Origin of the sequence: Mesorhizobium sp. NPDC059025 (assembly GCF_042739655.1) — a bacterium.
Classification (GTDB): domain Bacteria; phylum Pseudomonadota; class Alphaproteobacteria; order Rhizobiales; family Rhizobiaceae; genus Mesorhizobium.
Genome location: NZ_JBHYIM010000003.1, coordinates 18,551 through 37,940 on the forward strand (window position 1 = coordinate 18,551; position 19,390 = coordinate 37,940).

Here is a 19,390-nt window from a genome sequence, read left to right on the forward strand (position 1 = left end):
TCACTGCCCAAGTCTTTGCAGCAGATCCGGTACGTGGACCTGATCGGATTTGTAGTTGCCCGTCAGCATGTACATCATGATGTTGACGCCGGAGCGGAAGGCAAGTTCGCGTTGCATCGGGTCGGACGGCACGGTCGGCAACAGCGGGCTGCCGCTGGCATCTTCCGCCCAGGCGCCGGCGAAATCGTTGGCGGTGATCATGATCGGGGTGACGCCGTCGCCCGTTCGCACCGGCCGGTTGTCGGGATTTGTCGCTTCCAGGGAAGCCTCCACCCACAGCGGGCTGCCCGCGAAACGACCCGGGAAATCGTTGAGGATATAGAATGATTTGGTCAGGACGTGATCGGACGGTACCGGTTCCAATGGCGGCACGTTGAGATTGCCGAGGATTTCGCGCAGGCGCAGGGTTGCCGGACTGGTCGAGGTTTCGATCGACGCCGCGTACTGGTCGCGCGTGTCGAACAGGATCGTCCCGCCATTCTTCATGTATTCGTCGATACGGGCGATCGCCGCTTGTGACGGTACCGGAACATTGGCGTCGACCGGCCAGTAGATGAGCGGATAAAAGGCCAGGTCGTCGCTCTCAACGTTGACACCGGTTGCTTCTCCAGGTTCCAGGGCCGTCTTTTCGCGCAGAAACCGGGTCAACCCCGCCATGCCGGCCCGGCTGACGGAATCGATGCTGGAGTTGCCGGTCAAGACATAGGCAAGACGCGTGACCGAGGTGGCCTCGATTGCCTGCTGGTCGTCCGGCTTGGCGTCGTTCGCCGACGCAGGCGGAACCGGCAGGAACAGCGCAGGAAGAATGATCAGTGCGACGGCCGCCGTGGTGATGCGCCTGGCGTTCCGGCGCCAGAGGCCGGCAAGCCACAGCACGATGAGGCCATCGAGGATCAGCAAAGCGAGCGCAGCGAACAAGAGCGGGCCTTTCATATCGCGTGACTCGTCGACCGCGTAGCTCTCGGCGACAACCGGCACCGATGTCGCCGGCCTGGCGATCGGCGTCAGCGTGGCGTCGGCAGTGAGCAGGTTGTGCGCGAACACGCTATCTTCCGTGCCGTAAAGACCAGGCGGGTTCTCGATCGTCACGGCAAGCGGTCCTTTGCCGGTCTGCAGCGGTTTTGCATCACCATTGGGAGGCTCGATCTGCCCGTCGGCGGCGATCATCCGGTATGGCGGCAAAGAAGCAGCCGATCCGCTTTCCACGGTCCCCGCTGCACCCTGATTGCGTGAAAGCTGGACGATCGCCCGCAGCATTTCCACGAAGCTTCCGGAGATCGGCAGGTTCGACCAGGTTGCCGCTGGCGTGATGTGGAAAAGCACGACGACGCCCTTGCCGCGGCGATCCGCCGTCACCAGCGGGGTGCCGTCAGCCAGCGTGGCCCAGGTGCGTTCGGCAAGCGTGGGTGTCGGTTCTGCCAGGATCTGGCGGGTCACCGTGACATCCTGTGGTGGAGCGAGTTTCGCGAAGGGGCCGTTTGGCGGGAATTCGGTCACCTTCTGCGGTTCGGTCCAGGACAAGGTGCCGCCGAGCTGACGTTCGCCCAGCCGCAGTTTCACCGGCAGCAAGTCTTCGTCGTTGCCGGCGGTGAGCAGGCGCGTGCTGGCAAACCGGACCAATGTGCCGCCGTTCTGCATCCATTTGATCAACGGTTCGCGCGTGGCTTCCGGCACCGTGCCGACGTCGCCCATGACAATGACGGCAGGCTTCTGCTCGAGCAGTTCGGGAATGGCCTGCAGCAGGTCCGGACTCTTCGGCTCGATGATATCCGCCGAAGGCTCCAGCGCCCGGCGGATGTAATAGAGCGGGGAGAGGAGCTGTCTTGTGTCGTCCGTCGGCGCCTGGGAGAGCAAGCCGACACGGCGCCGTTTTGCCGTGCCGTCCAGCAACCTCACGCCAGCCGCCTGATTTTCGCCGTCGAGTGCAATGGACGCGAAATCGTTGCGCAATTCGAAGGGAACGACGATCTCGCCGGACGCCGATGTTTCGCCTGGCCGAAAAGTGATTGCAGCGTCGCCGATGCGGCGGCCCTTCTCGTCGAAAGCACCGGCAGTCACGAAGCGAGGAGTTGCACCTGACGGCGCGCGCACCGCCGTGACGCTGAAACGATCGAGGCCGTTGTCGGCCGTTGTGAGCCCGACCATGTCGAGGCGATCCGGCGTGGCCCAGACAATGTTGGCAAGCTTGCGTTCGAGCAGTGGTGCGAAGGCCTTCGCATCGTCTTTCGCGGCAAGACCATCGGTCAGCAGAGCCAGAGTTACACCGGCCTTGTCGCCGATCGTGTTGGCGACCGCGAGAAAGACGCCTTCCCGATCGACTGGCACCGGGCGCGGCCGGACCGCATTGAGGCGACTGCGCGCTTCACCGGCGCCGTAGGGGCCGATGTCCTGATTGGCCTTCTCCGATGTGAAGGCCAGGATGATCGGCATTTCCTTCTTTTCTGCGTCGTTGATCAGGCGGCCGGCGGTCGCGACACGCTTGTCCCAGTCCGGCGCGCTCGCCCAGCCATTGTCGATGACAAGCGCGAGCAGGTTGCCGCCGACGGGGATGCGTTCGCGTGGATTCCATACGGGTTCGGCGATCGCGAAGATGACGAGGGCGGCCATGACCAGCCGCAGCAGCGTCAGCCACCACGGGCTGCGGTTCGGCGTGTCATCGGATTTGAGGACCCTGGCCAGGATCCTGAGCGGTGGAAACACTTCCGTTTGCGGCTTTGGCGGCGTGAAGCGCAGCAGCCACCAGATGATCGGCAGGACGATCAGGCCCCACAACACCATCGGCGCGCCGAATGAGAGCGGAAGCCAGCTCATGCGCCGACCCTTCCGAGATGGCTGTCGTCGGAGCTCAAGGCCATATGCAGGCCGACCAGCGCTTCCGAGGCCAGGCGGTCGGTATGGTTGACGGTGTAGCTCCAGCCCAGACGTTTCGCCCAGGTGGCGACCGTCTTGCGGCGGGCGATATAGAGATTACGATACTCGTCCGCCAGGATCTCGGCGCGCCCCGCGGTCAGCTTGTCGCCGGTTTCAGGATCGGTGAATTCCGTCCGGCCGGCATAGGGGAAGGTCTCTTCGGCAGGGTCCACCACTTCGACCAGATGCGCGCGAGCGCCACGCCGCGCCAGACCATCGAGCCATTCGAGCGTCTCTTCGGCCGGATCGAGGAAGTCGCTGACCAGAACGACGTCGGAAAAGCGACGGATGCCAGAGAAATCCGGCTTTGCGGGCAAAATACTGGCCTGCGCCAGGCGCGACGCGATGCGCTCGGCACCGTTGCGATTGATGAACGGGTCGATGAGACCGGGCCAGGCGATACGCTCGCCGCTGCGCGACAGCAGTTCAGCCATGGCGAGTGTCAGCACAAGTGCACGCGATTGCTTGGAAACCTTGGCTCCCGCCGACTTGTAGAGCATTGACGACGACGGATCGGCCCACAGCCACACGGTATGGGCCGCTTCCCATTCGCGGTCGCGCACGTAGATGTGGTCGTCACGTGCCGAGCGGCGCCAGTCGATGCTGGCAATCGCTTCGCCTTCGACATAAGGCCGGAACTGCCAGAAATCCTCGCCGATGCCGCGTTTGCGGCGACCGTGCCAGCCGGCGATCACGGTGTTGACGATGCGGCGTGCCTCGATCAGCAGATCCGGCACCAGCGAAGCACGCAGGCGTCCCCTGGCCAGCGCATCCCGCGCGGCTGCTGGTGCCTGTGCCTCGCCTATCCTTGCCATCAGGCCGCTAAAGTCCCTTGGTCAGCTTGGCCACCACGTCGCGCACGCTCATGCCTTCCGCGCGTGCCGCAAAGGTCAGCGCCATGCGGTGCTGCAATACGGGCTCCGCCAGGGCCCTGACGTCGTCGACGGATGGCGCAAGGCGCCCATCATAAAGCGCGCGGGCGCGGGCACACAGGGTCAATGCCTGGCTGGCACGCGGACCCGGGCCCCAGGCGATATTCTTGTCGGTCTCGGCGTCGCCCTGGCCCGGACGGGCGGACCGCACCAGTTTGAGGATCGCTTCGACAACGCTCTCGGGCACCGGCATGCGGCGGATCAACGTCTGGATGTCACGCAGCCTTGCCGGGTCGAGCACATTCCCGGGCTTCGCTTCGTCGACGCCGGTTGTCTCAAGCAGAATGCGCCGCTCGGCTTCGATTTCGGGATAGAGGATGTCGACCTGCATCAGGAAACGGTCGAGCTGTGCCTCGGGCAGCGGGTATGTGCCTTCCTGTTCCAGTGGGTTCTGCGTTGCGAGCACATGGAAGGGAGCGGGCAGGTCGTGTCGCGCACCCGCTATGGTGACATGGTACTCCTGCATCGACTGCAGCAGCGCCGACTGCGTGCGCGGCGAGGCACGGTTGATCTCGTCCGCCATCAGCAGTTGCGCGAAGATCGGGCCACGAATGAAGCGGAAGGAGCGCTTGCCGATGTCATCCTGCTCCATCACTTCGGAACCCAGTATGTCGGAAGGCATCAGGTCCGGCGTAAACTGGATGCGGCGGGCATCAAGACCCAGCACGACACCCAGTGTCTCCACCAGCTTGGTCTTGGCAAGGCCCGGCACGCCAACCAGCAACGCATGGCCACCGGCCAGGATCGCGACCAATGTGCGTTCGATGACACTTTCCTGGCCGAAGATAACCTTGCCGACGCCATCACGGATGCGCGAGATATCGGAAAGCGCCTTTTCTGCTTCGGCGATCATCTGCTTTTCGTCGATCGGGCTTTCCTTGACCATCACGCTCATGAGGCATCGATCCTTGTCGTTGGGGACACCCGTGTTGTCGTAAACATGGGCCCCGCATCATCTCAGCGCTTATTATGCCGCGATTCGGCCGTCGCCGGGCTCTGGCCCCGAGCTTATTTGACCGTGTAAGGCTGACAAGCGCAACAACAGTGACTATTTCGTGACGATGACCGAAGCTTCCGGACAAACGCCTGACAGCCTGACCGCCGTCGCCGACGCGCGCGGGCTGGAAGCGCTGGTTGCGCGCGCGACCCGCGCCGGCAAGGGACTGCCGCCGGTGGAGCGATGGAACCCGCCTTTTTGCGGTGACATCGACATGGAAATCCGCCAGGACGGCACCTGGTTCTATCTCGGCACCCCCATCGGCCGGATGCCGCTGGTGCAGTTGTTCTCCACCGTGCTGCGCAAGGACGACGACGGCAGGACCTATCTGGTCACGCCTGTCGAAAGGGTCGGTATCCGGGTGATCGACGCTCCCTTTGTCGCCGTCGAGGTCAATGTCTCCGGCACGGGAGACGGCCAGGTCATCACCTTCCGCACCAATGTCGGCGATGTCGTCGAGGTCGGGCCGTCCAATCCGCTGCGTTTCGTGGACGAGGCCGAGACCGGCGGGCTGAAGCCCTACGTCCTGGTGCGCGGTCGGCTGGAGGCACTGGTGTCGCGTGCCGTGATGTATGAACTGGTCGGGCACGGCGAAGAGATCGATGTCGATGGCATTGCCATGTTTGCGGTGCGCTCGAACGAACAGACCTACCCGATCATGCCGGCGGCGCGGCTTGAGGAGTTGAGCAGCTGATGGATCAGCCGGTTCCTTCGTTGTTTTCGGCAGCCGATTTTCGGGCGAGAGCGGCACGCGAGGAAAACTTCATCATCCATCCGGAAGAGGATGGCGACCATCGCTTCAATCCAGGGCATCCACGCCTGAAGCGCATGGAACCGCTGCGGGATGCGGCGGTGCTGATTCCGGTGGTCGATCGGGGTGCGCAGGCGACTGTCCTGCTTACAAAACGTGCCGAGACATTGCGCAGCCATACCGGGCAGGTCGCCTTTCCTGGCGGGCGCATCGACAGCGGTGACCGCTCCGCCGAATTCGCGGCATTGCGCGAGACCGACGAGGAGGTCGGGCTCGGACGCGAGTTCATCGAGGTCATCGGGCGCATGCCCGACTATGTCTCGGGCAGCGGCTATCGCATCGCGCCGGTACTTTCGATCGTGCGGCCGGGTTTTTCGCTGACCTTGAACAGCGACGAGGTCGATGCCGCCTTCGAGGTGCCTCTCAGCTTCCTGATGGACCCGGCCAACCATCGCCGTGACAGCCGCTTCTGGAACGATCTCGAATGGTTCTTCTATGAAATGCCCTATGATGGGCAGCGGATCTGGGGTGTCACGGCCGGCATCATCCGCACCCTTTATGAAAGGCTGTATGCTTGATGAGCCAGGTCTCCATCGCAGGCAAGGCCGATTGGCTCAAAGACAAGCATCTCAAGCGGTTGCTCGAAGCACTCTCGGGCGATGGCGAGGAAGCGCGCGTCGCCGGCGGTGCGGTACGCAACGCGTTGATCGGCGAGCCCGTGGCCGACATCGATGTCGCCACCACCACCTTGCCTGACGAGACGATGCGGCGTGCCCGCGCTGCCGGGTTCAAGGCCGTGCCGACCGGTATCGACCACGGCACGATCACAGTGGTTGCATCGGGCAAGGGCTATGAGGTGACGACGCTGCGCGCCGATGTCGAAACTGACGGCCGTCGCGCCAAGGTGTCGTTCGGTCGCGACTGGAAAGCGGATGCGGAACGGCGCGACTTCACCATCAATGCTCTGTATGCCACGGCAAATGGCACGATCGTCGACCTGGTTGGCGGCATCGCCGACATCGAAGCCCGTCGGTTGCGTTTCATCGGCGATGCTGAAAAGCGCATCCGCGAAGATTACCTTCGCATCCTGCGCTTCTTCCGCTTCTTCGCCTGGTATGGGGCAGGGCGTCCGGATGCGGAAGGTCTGAAGGCGTGTGCCCGGTTGAAGGAAGGGCTCGACCAACTCTCCGCCGAACGCGTCTGGACAGAGCTCAAGAAGCTGTTGTCGGCGCCGGACCCTTCGCGGGCGCTGCTGTGGATGCGCCAGGCCGGAGTGCTGTCGCGTGTGCTGCCGGAAAGCGAGAAATGGGGCATCGACGCCATTCACGGGCTGGTCGCCGCCGAGCGCGATCTTGGCTGGCCCGCAGAAGCGCTGCTCAGGCTGGAGGCGATCGTGCCGCCGGACGCCGCGCGCATGAAAACCCTTGCCGAGCGGTTGCGCTTTTCGACCGATGAGGGGAACCGGCTGCAACGCTGGGCGCTCGCACCGGCGATCGAGGTGAAGATGACGGAAGGCACATTGGCCAAGACACTTTATCTTGGCGATCGCCAGTCTGTCGTGGACCGGTTGAAGTTGTCGCTTGCCTCGGCGCGTGCGCGCGTTGCGGCGCATGACAGTGCGGCATTGACCGACGTCGGCGGCTACGCGCGCCTGCTTGGCTTTGCGGAAAAGTGGGAAAAGCCGGTGTTTCCGATCAAAGGCGCGGATATTTCCGCCCTCGGCGTGCCGCCGGGACCGAAATTCGGAACCCTGCTCAAAAATCTGGAAGGCGAATGGATCGGCAAGGGCTTCCAGCCCGACCGCGGCGCGCTGCTCGAACGCGCCGCCGAGATGCTTGCGGATTAGAGCAATTCCAGGAAAAGTGCGTAGCGGTTTTCCGTCCGGAATTGCGTAAAACAAAAAAGCTAGAGCGTTTCATAACGGAAACGCTCTAGGGACGTTCGACGCGCCTGGTCAGGCCGCGTCGCGGACCTTGTCGATGCGCGAGCGGATCGCTTCGATCATGGTTTCACGGATGATGGTCTCGCCATGGGTCTCGCGCATGTGCTCGACGGCCCGGCGCATGACTTCGGCTTCTTCCTCGGCGCGGGTGTGCCATTCGCAACCGGGGACCAGCGAGCCGCAATGGAATTCCTTCATCGGAGTCCTCCTATCTCGTCATCTGGAACGTCCAGCATAACACGCGCCGGCCATTTTGGTTGCTTCGAAAACGGCGGAGCAGGGACATTGTGATTGCCGGGATGCGGCAGCCTAGAGCGTTTCCGCTTTTCATGGAAACGCGGAAACGCTCTAACTTCTTGTGTTTCGCAATTGTGGACGGAAACCGCTACGCACTTTTCCTGGAGGTGCTCTAGGGCCATTTCACCTGTGGCGGCAGGCTGGACAGGATGGAATTGACGTTGCCGCCCGTCTTCAGCCCAAACAGCGTACCACGGTCGTAAAGCAGATTGAATTCAGCGTAGCGGCCGCGCCGCACCAACTGCTCGTCGCGGTCGCCATCGGTCCAGTTCTCATTGAAATTGCCGCGCAAGAGGTGCTGATAGACGACCAGGAAGGCACGGCCGACATCCTGCACAAAGCGGAAGTCCGCCTCCCACCCGCCCTTTTCCTCAGTCGAGTGCAACCAGTCGAAGAAGATGCCGCCGACGCCACGCGCTTCGTTGCGGTGCGGCAGGAAGAAATATTCGTCGCACCAGTCCTTGAACCTCGCATAATCCGCGACGGTGAGGTGTTTCTCGCAGGCGAACTGCATGGCCCGGTGAAAGCGGAGCGTGTCGGGGTCATCCTGGGTGCGGCGACGCTCGAGCACCGGCGTCAGGTCGGCGCCGCCACCGAACCAGTGACGGGAGGTGACGACCATGCGCGTGTTCATATGCACGGCGGGCACATTCGGGTTCCAGGGGTGTGCGATGAGCGAAATACCGCTTGCCCAGAAGCTCGGATCCTCCTCGGCGCCTGGTATCTGTTTGCGAAACTCCGGCGAGAATTCACCGTGGACAGTCGAGGCGTGCACGCCGACTTTTTCGAAGACGCGTCCGTGCATGATCGACATGACGCCGCCACCGCCTCGGCCTTCTTCGCGTTGCCAGGGAGTGCGCTCGAAGCGTCCCGGCGCCCAGGAAGACTGCGGGCCGGTCAGTTCGTCCTCGATCGCCTCGAAGGCGGTGCAGATGCGATCGCGCAACTCCTCGAACCATGTCCGCGCGCGTTCCTTCCTGTCCTGGATGTCTGCCGGCAAGCCGACCGGTATTTCGGGTCTTTCCAACTGCCATCTCCGCTCGCGGGCATGGTTGCCCGACAAATGACTCGTCTTTTTCGGGCGCGATCCCTAATCTCTTGAGACGTTGGGTCAAGGAGTTCTTTCATGCGTACTCCATCAAGACCACCGCTGGATGGCCTCAAAAAGAGGCTGGATCGGGCCCGCGCCGAGGCAACGCCGCGTGATGGCTTCCTGCGTGAGACCTTCGTCCTGCCGCGCACCGATGCCAGGCTGAAGGCCAAGGAATGGTTCGAGCGCTGGCCGAAACAGGCCTATTGGACCAGCATTGAAAGCTGGTTCGAGCGCCCTGGTGATGTGATCGAGTTCACCATTCGCAGGCTACCGGCGGCGGATTGAGCGCCGTTGGCGTGCCAATATCCGGGTGAAGGTCCTTCAAAACAGATGATCAGAGCGTCGTGCCGATAAAGCCCACTGAATTCGTCGCTTGACTTCAAGTTAACTTGAACTTTTAGAACAATGACCTTCGGGAACGAAGGTTGGAGCGATGTGTAAAACAGGCTGGGCTCTGTCGCAGAGTCATCCGGGAACAAGCCAACGGCAGCAACTTACCGAACCAGGAGGATTGAAAGCGGTCGCCAAGGCGGTCGGTGACGCATCATCCAAGCTGCCGCAGCGCTTCGCCGGCAACCATGGCCACCGAAAGCGCGACATTGAGGCTGCGAGCGCCGGCCTGCATCGGGATAAGCAGGCGGGCATCGGAGGTGTCGTGAACGGCCTCGGGCACGCCGGCCGATTCGCGCCCGAACAGCACGACGTCGTTCCTGTTGAAAATGAAATCAGTATAGGGCACTGCCGCCTTGGTCGACAGCAGCACCAGCCGGCGCGCTTCGCTTCGTCGCCAATCCTCGAAGCCCGCCCAGTCGACATGGCGGGTCAGCGCCGCCATTTCGAGATAATCCATGCCGGCGCGCCTGAGATTGCGGTCGGAGAGGTCGAAGCCTGCCGGTTCGATGATATCGACAGCAAGGCCCATGCAGGCTGCGAAGCGGAGGATTGTCCCGGTGTTGCCGGCGATATCCGGCTGATAGAGCGCGACGCGCAGACCGTGCTTCATTTCCGTGTGTTCTCAAATTCTGCCGCAGGTCCTGATCGCAAAGTGCGTGGCAGATCGGCCACAGGCATCCCGTGGTTTCGGCGATTGCTGGACTGGCGTCTGGTCATTTTCTGCGAATGCGTGTATCAGGCCGGCATTGTCAACACGAGCCGACGGAGGCGTTCATGGAAATGATGACCATGCGTAATGCACGCTTTCTCGCCTGGGGCGTATGCCCGACGGCTGGCTCGGTTCGACGTTTCTCCTAACTCTTTAGGCCCAATCGCACCGATTCCAGCCGGACCTTCCTTCCGGCAACCAAGGGAATCCTGCGATGTTTTCTCATCTGTCCAAGGGACCTCCAGTCCCGTCCGAGTTTAACCAGTCTCAACCGTTTGGCGCTCCCGGTTCGCATTCCGCCGGCGCGCGCAATCCATCTTTCGACCTGTTCTTTTCAATGGAGGACGGACCCATGTTCGATCCCTTTAAGATACCGGGCTCCCGCAGCCTGCACGACCGCAAACTGGCGACCTGGGCGTTGCTGGTCGGTGAAACCCGTTCCTCGGCGGTCCACGCCGAAATGCGTCGCAGGCCGCATCGCGGCATGCTGCCGGACGTCGACTTCTCGCGCGCTGTTCCGGTTCCGGGCCGGCCGTCGCTGGTGCGTCGTTTCATCCGGCTGCTGCGACCTCGCCTGGTAAAGACGGAATCTCCTGCTGCAGCTTTCCAGGAGGGTGAGCGTAGCGGAACCGAGCATTCCGGTGCACATATCGATGGCGCCCGTAGTGCCGGTTCGGCAATGCCACGAGCCGAAGACGATCGCGAAATCATGACCCTATCGCGCGCAGCATAAGGCTGCGCGCGATCCCATTCCTTATTAGAGTACGAAACCATGTTCCGCTGGTTTGAAAAGAAACTGAACCCGTTTCCGGCGGCAGAGCCGGTCGAGCCGCCGAATACGTTGTGGGCTTTCTGCTGGTATTTCACCAAACCGGCATGGCCGTTCGTGCTGCTGGCAACGGTGCTGATGGCGCTGATCGCCTTCCTGGAGGTCTGGATGTTCGGCTTCCTTGGTCACATCGTCGACTGGCTGTCGGCGCAGAACCGGGAGACGTTCCTGCAGACCGAATGGTGGAAGCTGGCGGGCATGGCGCTGGTGATCGCGATCCTGCTGCCGGCGGCGGTGACGCTTTCGTCCTTCAACACCTACCAGACGCTGTTCGGCAACTATCCGATGCGAATCCGCTGGCAGGTGCATCGCTATCTGCTCAAGCAGTCGATGGCCTTCTACCAGGACGAATTCGCCGGACGCATCGCCACCAAGCTGATGCAGACGGCGCTTGCCGTGCGCGAAACCGTGCTGAAATTCGCCGAGGTCCTGAACTACGTCGTCGTCTATTTCCTCGGCATGCTGTTCATCGTCGGTTCGGCAGATTGGCGCCTCGCGGCACCGATCGTGTTGTGGCTACTCGCCTATCTTGTTGCCTTGCGTTATTTCGTTCCGCGCCTCGGCAAGGTGTCGGAAGCGCAGGCCGACGCGCGTTCGGTCATGACCGGCCGCATTGTCGACAGCTACACCAACATCCAGACCGTGAAGCTGTTCTCGCATGGACGGCGCGAGTCCGACTACGCGCGTGAAGGCATGACCGAGTTCCTCGACACCGCCTACGCGCAGGGCAGGCTGATCAGCAAGTTCTACATCGTGGTGTACCTGCTGAACTCGCTGCTGCTGCTGGCTGTCGGCGCGATGGCGATCGGCTTCTGGCTGCACGAGATCGTGACCGTGGGTGCCGTGGCGGTGGTGGTGGGCCTGGTGCTGCGCCTCTACGGCATGTCGCAATGGATCATGTGGGAGGTGTCAGGCCTGTTCGAGAACATCGGAACCGTGCAGGATGGCATAAGCTCGATCTCGATGCCTCGGCTGGTCGAAGACAAGCCGCGCGCCGGTGACCTCGAGGTCAGCAAGGGCGAGATCCGTTTCGACGACATCCGTTTCCACTATGGCAAGCAGAAGGGTGTCATCGAAAACCTGTCGCTGACGGTGAAGCCGGGCGAGAAGGTGGGCATTGTCGGTCGTTCGGGCGCCGGCAAGTCGACGCTCGTCAACCTGTTGCTGCGCTTCTACGACCTGGAGGGCGGCCGCATCCTGATCGACGGCGACAACATCGCCGATGTCACGCAGGATTCGCTGCGCGCCCATATAGGCATGGTCACGCAGGACACATCGCTGCTGCACCGTTCCGTGCGCGACAACATACTCTATGGTCGTCCCGAGGCTGGAGAAGAGGCAATGCTCGAGGCCGCGCGACGTGCCGAGGCACTCGGCTTCGTCGGCGGGCTGTCGGATGCGAAGGGCCGCAAGGGCTTTGACGCGCATGTCGGCGAGCGCGGCGTGAAGCTCTCCGGCGGACAGCGCCAGCGTATCGCGATTGCACGCGTCATGTTGAAGGACGCGCCGATCCTCATCCTGGACGAGGCGACCTCCGCGCTCGATTCGGAAGTCGAGGCGGCGATCCAGGAGAACCTGTACAAGTTGATGCAGGGCAAGACGGTGATTGCCATCGCGCATCGCCTGTCGACCATCGCAGCGATGGATCGGCTGGTGGTCATGGACCAGGGCCGCATCATCGAGGAAGGTTCGCATGACGAGCTGGTCGCCAGGGGCGGACTCTATGCCCAGCTCTGGCAGCGCCAGTCGGGTGGGTTCCTGCTCCATGACGACCCCGGCCACGAACCCGCAGCCAAGATGAAGCTCGAGGTGACGGACGAGGCGGCGGAATAGACCGCGTCTCCGCTCCAGCCGGAACGGATGGGTATCCTGGGCTGTCCGAAAGACGATGCTGGGCGAGGTCCGGAACGGAAAACGAAACTATTGAGTCCCTGGGGCCTGTAATCCCCAGGGACTCAAGCCCGCATGAGTGAAGAAGATGTTCGCCAAAGTTTTCGAGTGGTTTGAGACCCGCTACTCGCCCATTGCGCTGGCTGAAGAGCGTCAGCCGCCAATGGGGCTGTGGAACTTTTTCCGCTATTTCATCATGCAGTTCCGTGCCGGTTTTGCGATGCGCATGCTGTTCGTCGCCGCCGGCGCGATCGTGGACGCGATGCTGCCGATCTTCGTCGGCATCATTGTCGGCATGCTGGCGAGTTCGGATCCGCGCAGCTTCTTCCTGGAACATGGAACGACGCTGGCCGTTATGGCAGGCGTCGTCTTCCTGCGACCGCTCACCATCGTGCTGGACGCGCTTGTGCGCAACCACGCGATCGCCCCCAACTTCATCGATCTCATCCGCTGGCAGAGCCATTGGCATGTCACACGGCAGGACTGGACGTTCTTCCAGAACGATTTTGCCGGCCGCATCGGCACCAAGGTCATGCAGAGCGGCGATTCCATCGAGATCGCCGTCAACCTGACCATCGATACCGTCTGGTATGCGGTGGTGTTCGTCGTCGTGGCCATCACCGTGCTGGCGCAGTTCGACGTCACGCTCGTCGCGGCGATCGCCGTCTGGCTGGTGCTCTATGGTGTGCTGCTCAGATACTGCATGCCGCTGATCGCGCGGCGCTCGACGGACCTTTCGGAGGAATGGTCTGTCATGAGCGGCCGCATTGTCGACAGCTACACCAACATCCTGACGCTGAAGACGTTCTCGACCGGCGAACATGAGGACAGGTATGTTTCACAAGCGGTGGTGAAACACGCCCAGACCTTCTACCGGCTGATGCGGGTGTTCACCGGCATGTGGTCGGCCTTGTTCGTCATGAATGCCAGCCTGCTCGTTGCCATCAGCTGGCTGGCGCTGGCGCGCTGGAGCGCGGGCGGAATGAGTGCCGCGGCTGTGGCTACCGCCATTCCCTTCGCGCTGCAGATTGCGGGCATCTCCTACCGGATACTGGATGCGGGCGGCAACATCTTCCGCCAGATCGGTACGGCTGCCAACTCGATGACGACGATTGCCAGGCCGATCAGAATGTTCGACAGGCCCAACGCCGAAGCCTTGCAGGTGACCAGGGGCGCGATCGAACTCGATCGTGTCAACTTCAATTATGGGCGCAAGGACGGAAAGGGCGGTCTTATCGAAAACCTGTCGCTGAAAATCGCGCCGGGCGAGAGGGTCGGGATCGTCGGGCGATCGGGCGCCGGCAAATCGACATTGGTGAACCTGTTGCTGCGCCTCTACGACGTTCAGGATGGCCGCGTCCTGATCGATGGACAGGATGTGCGTGACGTGACGCAGGAGAGTGTCCGCGCCGCGATCGGATTCGTCAGCCAGGACACCTCACTGCTGCATCGCTCCGTGCGCGAGAACCTGAAATACGGCCGCCAGGATGCGACGGACGCCGACATCGCGCGGGTTGTGGATGCAGCCCAGGTGGCCGATGTCGTCGCCGGACTGGTGGACCGCGAGGGACGATACGGCTTCGATGCCCATGTCGGCGAGCGTGGGGTGAAGCTTTCCGGCGGGCAGCGCCAGCGCATCGCGATCGCGCGGGTGGTTCTGAAGGACGCACCGATCCTGATCCTGGACGAAGCAACCTCGGCACTGGATTCGGAAGTCGAGGCGGCGATCCAGGAGAACCTGTATCGTCTGATGGAGGGCAAGACGGTGATTGCCATTGCTCACCGACTCTCGACCATCGCGGCGATGGACCGGTTGGTGGTGATGGATCAAGGCCGTATCATCGAGCAAGGCTCCCATGACGAACTGGTCGCCAGGGGTGGCATCTATGCCCAACTCTGGCAGCGCCAGTCGGGCGGCTTCCTGCTGCGCGACGATCCTGCACAGGAGCCTGCCGCCGTCACGAATGCGGGGGTGGTCGAAGAGGCGGCGGAGCGATGACATAGGGCGTTTCCGTTTTTCACGGAAACGCGGAAACGCTCTAAGTTTTTGTTTTCGTCGCGTTTTGTAACGCCAAGTGATTCCACTTGGCTACAAAATGCTCTAGGGCGCCAGGCGACTGTATGCGACAGGAGACGGCACATCCGTCGCTCCGATCCGCGCCGAAGGTCGCTCTCGCGAAGACGTGAATCGGAACAAAAGGATGCGCGTGGCAATTGATGCCTTGATTCAGGTTCCTGATGCCAAGAGTGAGGACACCGATACGTGACCAGCGGACGTTTCCGTGACCGCATCTGGCGTTCCGTCGAAGGTGCCATCGACCCGTTCAGCGATACGGATCGTGAAGTGCTGCCGGCGGACGCCTGGCGGTTCATTCTCTACTTTGCCAATCAGGCCAAGGGCGCCTTTGTGCTGCTGCTGATCACCGGTGGCCTGGCCGGTGCGGTGGATGCAGCCATGTACTGGTCGGTCGGCTGGCTGATCGACCTGCTCGACAAGTCTTCACCCGCCACCCTGCTTGCCGATCACTGGCCGGCGCTGGTCGCGCTGCTGTTGCTGATCCTGGTCGTACGCGCGGTCATCATGATTGCTTCGGCGGTGGTCGAACAGCAGGTGGTGGTGCCCGGCTTCTACTCGATGGTGCGCTGGCAGGCATTCCGGCGTGTGATCCAGCAGCCCTATGGTTTCTATCAGAACGATTTCGCCGGCCGCATTGCGACCAAGATCATGCAGGGCGGCGAAGCTGTCGGGGATTTCATCATCAACGTGCTGCAGACGATGTGGTCGTTCCTGACTTTCCTGATCCTGGCAATCACCATCCTGATGTCGCTGGATCCCCTGATGGGCGTCGTCGTGGCGTTGTGGTTCGCGGGCTATGCCGCCATCGTCTGGTTCCTGCTGCCGGAAATGCGGCGCGCCGGCCGCGAGACCGCCGACCAGCGCTCGGTCTTCAACGGGCGCCTTGTCGACGCCTTCACCAACATCGTGGCGGTCAAGCTGTTCGACAGCGGCAAGCGCGAGCACGCCTATATCCGCGACGGGCTGGAAGGCTTCCTGACTGCGGTGGTGCGGCTGACGCGGGCGATCACCACCGTCCGTTCTTCGGTCGCCGTCCTCAACGGCATCATGATGAGCCTGATCGCCATCATCGCTGTCATGAACTGGACGTCGGGCCACATCTCGACCGGCGCGATCGCCGCAGCACTCGGTCTCGTCTTCCGGCTGAATCAGATGTCGGGCTGGATGATGTTCAACATCAACGGGCTGGTGCGCAACTACGCCACCGTGCAGGATGCCACGCGCACGATCTCGGTGACGCCGGCGATCCGCGATGCCGAGGATGCCGCGGTGCTGCCGCGTGCCAGCGGCGACATCCGTTTCGAAAATGTCTCTTTCCACTATGGCAAGGAAGGCGGCGTCATCGACAATCTGAGCCTGCATATCCGTCCCGGCGAGCGCGTGGCGATCGTCGGACCTTCGGGGGCCGGCAAGACGACGATCGTCAACCTGATGCTGCGGCTGTTCGATGTCGAAAAGGGCCGTATCCTGATCGACGGTCGCGATATCCGCGACCTGACCCAGGCTTCGCTGCGCGCGCAGTTCGGCGTGGTCAGCCAGGAAGCGATGCTGATGCACCGCTCGATCCGCGACAACATCGGCTATGGCCGCGAGGGTGCTTCCGAAGCGGAGATCGTGGAGGCGGCCATGCGTGCTGCCGCGCATGACTTCATCGTGGATGTCGAGGACCCGCGCGGCCGCAAGGGGTACGAGGCGCAGGTCGGCGAACGCGGTGTCAAGCTTTCCGGCGGACAGCGGCAGCGCGTGGCGATCGCCCGCATGATGTTGAAGGATGCGCCGATCCTCATCCTCGACGAGGCGACATCGGCGCTCGATTCGGAGGTCGAGGCGGCGATCCAGGACAATCTCTATCAGCTGATGGAGGGCAAGACCGTGATAGCGATCGCGCACCGGCTGTCCACCATAGCTGCCCTCGATCGCCTGGTGGTCATGGACAAGGGCCGAATCGTCGAAGAGGGAACCCATGAGGAACTGGTCGCCGCCGACGGCCTTTATTCGCGGTTATGGAAGCGGCAGTCTGGCGGCTTCCTGTTCGGCGGCGACGACTCACTGGACGCCGCAAGCGCAGCGGAGTGAGTTGTCATGGCATCCGGCAGGTATCGGGCGACATGTGAAAGGGTGAATCATGACGCTTAGGCCTCCTTCGGGTTACTCGGGCTCCTCCAGCGGTTCATTGGCCGAGGCGATGTTCGATGCGCTGGGGCACGAGGTGCTGGCGGAGAAGGCTGCAGCGCTTGGCCGAGCGGGTGAACGTGCCGAAAAAGCACTGTTGCAGCTTAAAAACCATGCCGGCGACGAGGCAGACAGGGCAAAGTTGCTCAAGGAGACGGCCGGTTTGGTCTATGCCTGGTTCATCCAGCGTGAATTGTGCGGTTTCCGGCGCCATGACGCGGTGATCCGAGATCTTCAGATACCACGCGAAGTGCTCGTCAGGCTGGGGGCGGCATAGGATCATTTTCCGGCGCGGCATTTCTCCCCGCGACAATCTGCCCTGTAGTCTTCACCCGACTGGACAAAAACGGGCCGCACGCATAAACCGAAATCCAAATGCCGGAGGAATTCGCTAGCCTGTTGCCATGCGCTGTCGGGCGGGTGCGGATTGAGCGGGAATGCTCAAGCGGGACAGGGGCTCGCCTTTCGGTACGGAAGAGGCGAAAGGACCAGGCAGCCGTGAGCGCAACCGACGAAACCCATGATCCCAATCGCCGTGATTTTCTTTACATAGCCACCGGCATGGCCGGCGTGGTTGGCGCGGCCTCGGTCGCATGGCCGTTCATCGATCAGATGCGTCCCGATGCTTCCACGCTGGCACTGGCTTCGGTCGAGGTGGATGTGTCCTCGCTGACGCCCGGCATGTCCCTGACGGTGAAGTGGCGTGGCAAGCCCGTCTTCATTCGCAATCGCACGCCGGAAGAAGTGCAGGCCGCGCAGGAGGTCAAGCTCGAACAGCTGAAGGATCCGCTTGCTCGCAACGCCAACCTTCCCTCGGATGCCACAGCCAATGACATTGACCGCTCCGCCGGCAAGGGCAAGGAGAACTGGCTGGTGATGATCGGCGTGTGCACCCATCTCGGCTGTATTCCACTTGGCCAGCAGGGTGAATATGGTGGCTGGTTCTGTCCGTGCCACGGCTCGGTCTACGACACGGCGGGTCGCATCCGCCAGGGACCGGCACCCGAGAACATGGCTGTTCCGGTCTTTTCATTCATCTCCGATACCAAGATCCGCGTCGGCTGAGGCAGGGGGACATTTCCATGAGCGAGGGACACTCGACCTATACGCCAACGACTGGTCTTGGACGCTGGTTCGACGCACGCATGCCGCTGCCGCGGCTTGTCTATGATTCCTTCATCGCCTATCCGGTGCCCCGCAACCTGAACTACATGTGGACGTTCGGTGGCATTCTGTCGATCATGCTGGTGTCGCAGATCATCACCGGCATCGTGCTGGCGATGCATTATGTCTCCGACACGAGCCTCGCCTTCGGTTCGGTCGAAAAGATCATGCGCGACGTCAACAGCGGCTGGCTCTTGCGCTACATGCACTCCAACGGTGCGTCGTTCTTCTTCATCGCTGTCTATCTCCACATCTTCCGCGGTCTGTACTACGGCTCCTACAAGGCCCCGCGCGAATTGCTGTGGGTGCTGGGCTGCATCATCTATCTGCTGATGATGGCGACCGGTTTCATGGGGTATGTGCTGCCGTGGGGTCAGATGTCCTTCTGGGGCGCCACCGTCATCACCGGCTTCTTCACCGCCATTCCGTTGATCGGAGACTGGATTCAGCAGCTTCTTCTCGGCGGCTTCGCGGTCGACAATCCGACGCTGAACCGCTTCTTTGCACTGCATTACCTGCTGCCGTTCATGATCGCCGGCGTCGTCGTGCTGCACGTCTGGGCGCTGCATGTCACCGGACAGAACAACCCGACCGGCATCGAGGTGAAGTCGAAAACCGACACCGTTGCCTTCACGCCTTACGCGACCGTCAAGGATGCGCTGGGCATGGTGGTGTTCCTGCTGGTGTTCGCCTACTTCATCTTCTACATGCCGAACTATCTCGGCCATCCGGACAACTACACGGTTGCCGACCCGCTGAAGACGCCGGCCCACATCGTTCCGGAATGGTACTTCCTGCCGTTCTACGCGATCCTGCGCGCCATCACCTTCAACATCGGGCCGATCGATTCGAAACTTGGCGGCGTGCTTGCCATGTTCGGTGCAATCGCGATGCTGTTCATCCTGCCATGGCTGGATACCTCGAAAGTGCGCTCGGCGGTCTATCGCCCTTGGTACAAGCTGTTCTTCTGGCTCTTCACCGCAAATGCCATCTTCCTCGGCTGGCTCGGTTCGAAGCCGGCGGAAGGCTGGTATATTCCGGCCATGCAGGGCTCGACGCTGTTCTACTTCGCCTTCTTCCTGGTCGTCCTGCCGGTGCTCGGCCTGATCGAGACCCCGCGCCGCCTGCCCAATTCCATCACCGAAGCGGTGCTGGAAAAGAACAAGGCGGGTTCGGGGCATCCCGCTGGTGCGACTGCCGCGCCGGAAACCAAGGGCTGAGCGACAAGAGAATC

17 protein-coding genes are annotated in these 19,390 nt (G+C 62.2%); 11 read left to right on the top strand and 6 right to left on the bottom strand.

Annotation, left to right across the window (positions count from 1 at the left end):
- From ACFWYE_RS08055 to ACFWYE_RS08065, 3 genes are read right to left on the bottom strand one after another with little or no spacing between them, the layout of a single operon-like run.
- Positions 1–2,811, bottom strand: a complete 2,811-nt coding sequence (locus ACFWYE_RS08055) for a DUF4159 domain-containing protein (RefSeq protein ID WP_379110669.1) — start codon at positions 2,809–2,811, stop codon at positions 1–3.
- Positions 2,808–3,725: a DUF58 domain-containing protein gene (locus ACFWYE_RS08060; protein WP_379110671.1), complete on the bottom strand. Its 918-nt coding sequence runs from the start codon at positions 3,723–3,725 to the stop codon at positions 2,808–2,810. Before ACFWYE_RS08060 ends, ACFWYE_RS08055 begins: the two co-directional genes overlap by 4 nt.
- A gap of 7 nt (positions 3,726–3,732) precedes the next feature.
- Positions 3,733–4,737 (bottom strand): AAA family ATPase, encoded by a 1,005-nt coding sequence (locus ACFWYE_RS08065; protein WP_379067641.1) that lies wholly within the window; start codon positions 4,735–4,737, stop codon positions 3,733–3,735.
- A gap of 166 nt (positions 4,738–4,903) precedes the next feature.
- Here ACFWYE_RS08065 and ACFWYE_RS08070 point away from each other — a divergent pair, with 166 nt between their 5' ends.
- Genes ACFWYE_RS08070 through ACFWYE_RS08080 form a run of 3 tightly spaced genes read left to right on the top strand, consistent with a single transcriptional unit; the run spans position 4,904 to position 7,436 of the window.
- Entirely contained in the window at positions 4,904–5,533 is a 630-nt protein-coding gene (locus ACFWYE_RS08070; protein ID WP_379111382.1) for a DUF1285 domain-containing protein, read from the top strand.
- Positions 5,533–6,168: a CoA pyrophosphatase gene (locus tag ACFWYE_RS08075; RefSeq protein WP_379110673.1), complete on the top strand. Its 636-nt coding sequence runs from the start codon at positions 5,533–5,535 to the stop codon at positions 6,166–6,168. Before ACFWYE_RS08070 ends, ACFWYE_RS08075 begins: the two co-directional genes overlap by 1 nt.
- Complete coding sequence (locus ACFWYE_RS08080; protein WP_379110675.1) at positions 6,168–7,436, top strand: CCA tRNA nucleotidyltransferase; 1,269 nt, start codon at positions 6,168–6,170, stop codon at positions 7,434–7,436. The genes ACFWYE_RS08075 and ACFWYE_RS08080 overlap by 1 nt, the downstream gene beginning before the upstream one ends.
- Before the next feature lie 108 nt (positions 7,437–7,544).
- Here ACFWYE_RS08080 and ACFWYE_RS08085 read toward each other — a convergent pair whose 3' ends face one another.
- Positions 7,545–7,730 (bottom strand): DUF1059 domain-containing protein, encoded by a 186-nt coding sequence (locus ACFWYE_RS08085; protein WP_054310583.1) that lies wholly within the window; start codon positions 7,728–7,730, stop codon positions 7,545–7,547.
- Positions 7,731–7,941: 211 nt separating this feature from the next.
- Positions 7,942–8,856 (bottom strand): oxygen-dependent coproporphyrinogen oxidase, encoded by a 915-nt coding sequence (gene hemF, locus ACFWYE_RS08090; RefSeq protein ID WP_379067647.1) that lies wholly within the window; start codon positions 8,854–8,856, stop codon positions 7,942–7,944.
- A gap of 99 nt (positions 8,857–8,955) precedes the next feature.
- Here hemF and ACFWYE_RS08095 point away from each other — a divergent pair, with 99 nt between their 5' ends.
- The gene (locus ACFWYE_RS08095) at positions 8,956–9,207 is read left to right on the top strand and encodes a hypothetical protein (RefSeq protein WP_129413806.1); all 252 of its coding nucleotides are present in this window, start codon (positions 8,956–8,958) and stop codon (positions 9,205–9,207) included.
- A 259-nt stretch (positions 9,208–9,466) separates the two neighbouring features.
- On the opposite strand, the gene ACFWYE_RS08100 is transcribed toward ACFWYE_RS08095, so the two are convergent.
- Positions 9,467–9,925 (bottom strand): tRNA (cytidine(34)-2'-O)-methyltransferase, encoded by a 459-nt coding sequence (locus ACFWYE_RS08100; RefSeq protein WP_379110677.1) that lies wholly within the window; start codon positions 9,923–9,925, stop codon positions 9,467–9,469.
- Positions 9,926–10,376: 451 nt separating this feature from the next.
- On the opposite strand from ACFWYE_RS08100, the gene ACFWYE_RS08105 reads away from it, so the two are divergent.
- The 7 genes from ACFWYE_RS08105 to ACFWYE_RS08135 all read left to right on the top strand — a co-directional run bounded on the left by ACFWYE_RS08105 (position 10,377) and on the right by ACFWYE_RS08135 (position 19,376).
- Positions 10,377–10,757, top strand: coding sequence for a hypothetical protein (locus ACFWYE_RS08105; RefSeq protein WP_379067651.1), 381 nt, complete (start codon positions 10,377–10,379; stop codon positions 10,755–10,757).
- 39 nt (positions 10,758–10,796) lie between these two features.
- Entirely contained in the window at positions 10,797–12,686 is a 1,890-nt protein-coding gene (locus ACFWYE_RS08110) for an ABC transporter ATP-binding protein (RefSeq protein WP_379067653.1), read from the top strand.
- 145 nt (positions 12,687–12,831) lie between these two features.
- Complete coding sequence (locus tag ACFWYE_RS08115; RefSeq protein WP_379110678.1) at positions 12,832–14,742, top strand: ABC transporter ATP-binding protein; 1,911 nt, start codon at positions 12,832–12,834, stop codon at positions 14,740–14,742.
- Positions 14,743–15,006: 264 nt separating this feature from the next.
- Positions 15,007–16,896, top strand: a complete 1,890-nt coding sequence (locus ACFWYE_RS08120) for an ABC transporter ATP-binding protein (protein WP_379110679.1) — start codon at positions 15,007–15,009, stop codon at positions 16,894–16,896.
- Positions 16,897–16,945: 49 nt separating this feature from the next.
- Positions 16,946–17,269, top strand: a complete 324-nt coding sequence (locus ACFWYE_RS08125) for a DUF6665 family protein (protein WP_379110680.1) — start codon at positions 16,946–16,948, stop codon at positions 17,267–17,269.
- Positions 17,270–17,490: 221 nt separating this feature from the next.
- Positions 17,491–18,057, top strand: a complete 567-nt coding sequence (gene petA, locus ACFWYE_RS08130) for a ubiquinol-cytochrome c reductase iron-sulfur subunit (protein ID WP_379110681.1) — start codon at positions 17,491–17,493, stop codon at positions 18,055–18,057.
- A gap of 17 nt (positions 18,058–18,074) precedes the next feature.
- Positions 18,075–19,376, top strand: coding sequence for a cytochrome bc complex cytochrome b subunit (locus tag ACFWYE_RS08135; protein WP_379067659.1), 1,302 nt, complete (start codon positions 18,075–18,077; stop codon positions 19,374–19,376).
- Positions 19,377–19,390: the final 14 nt, after the last annotated feature.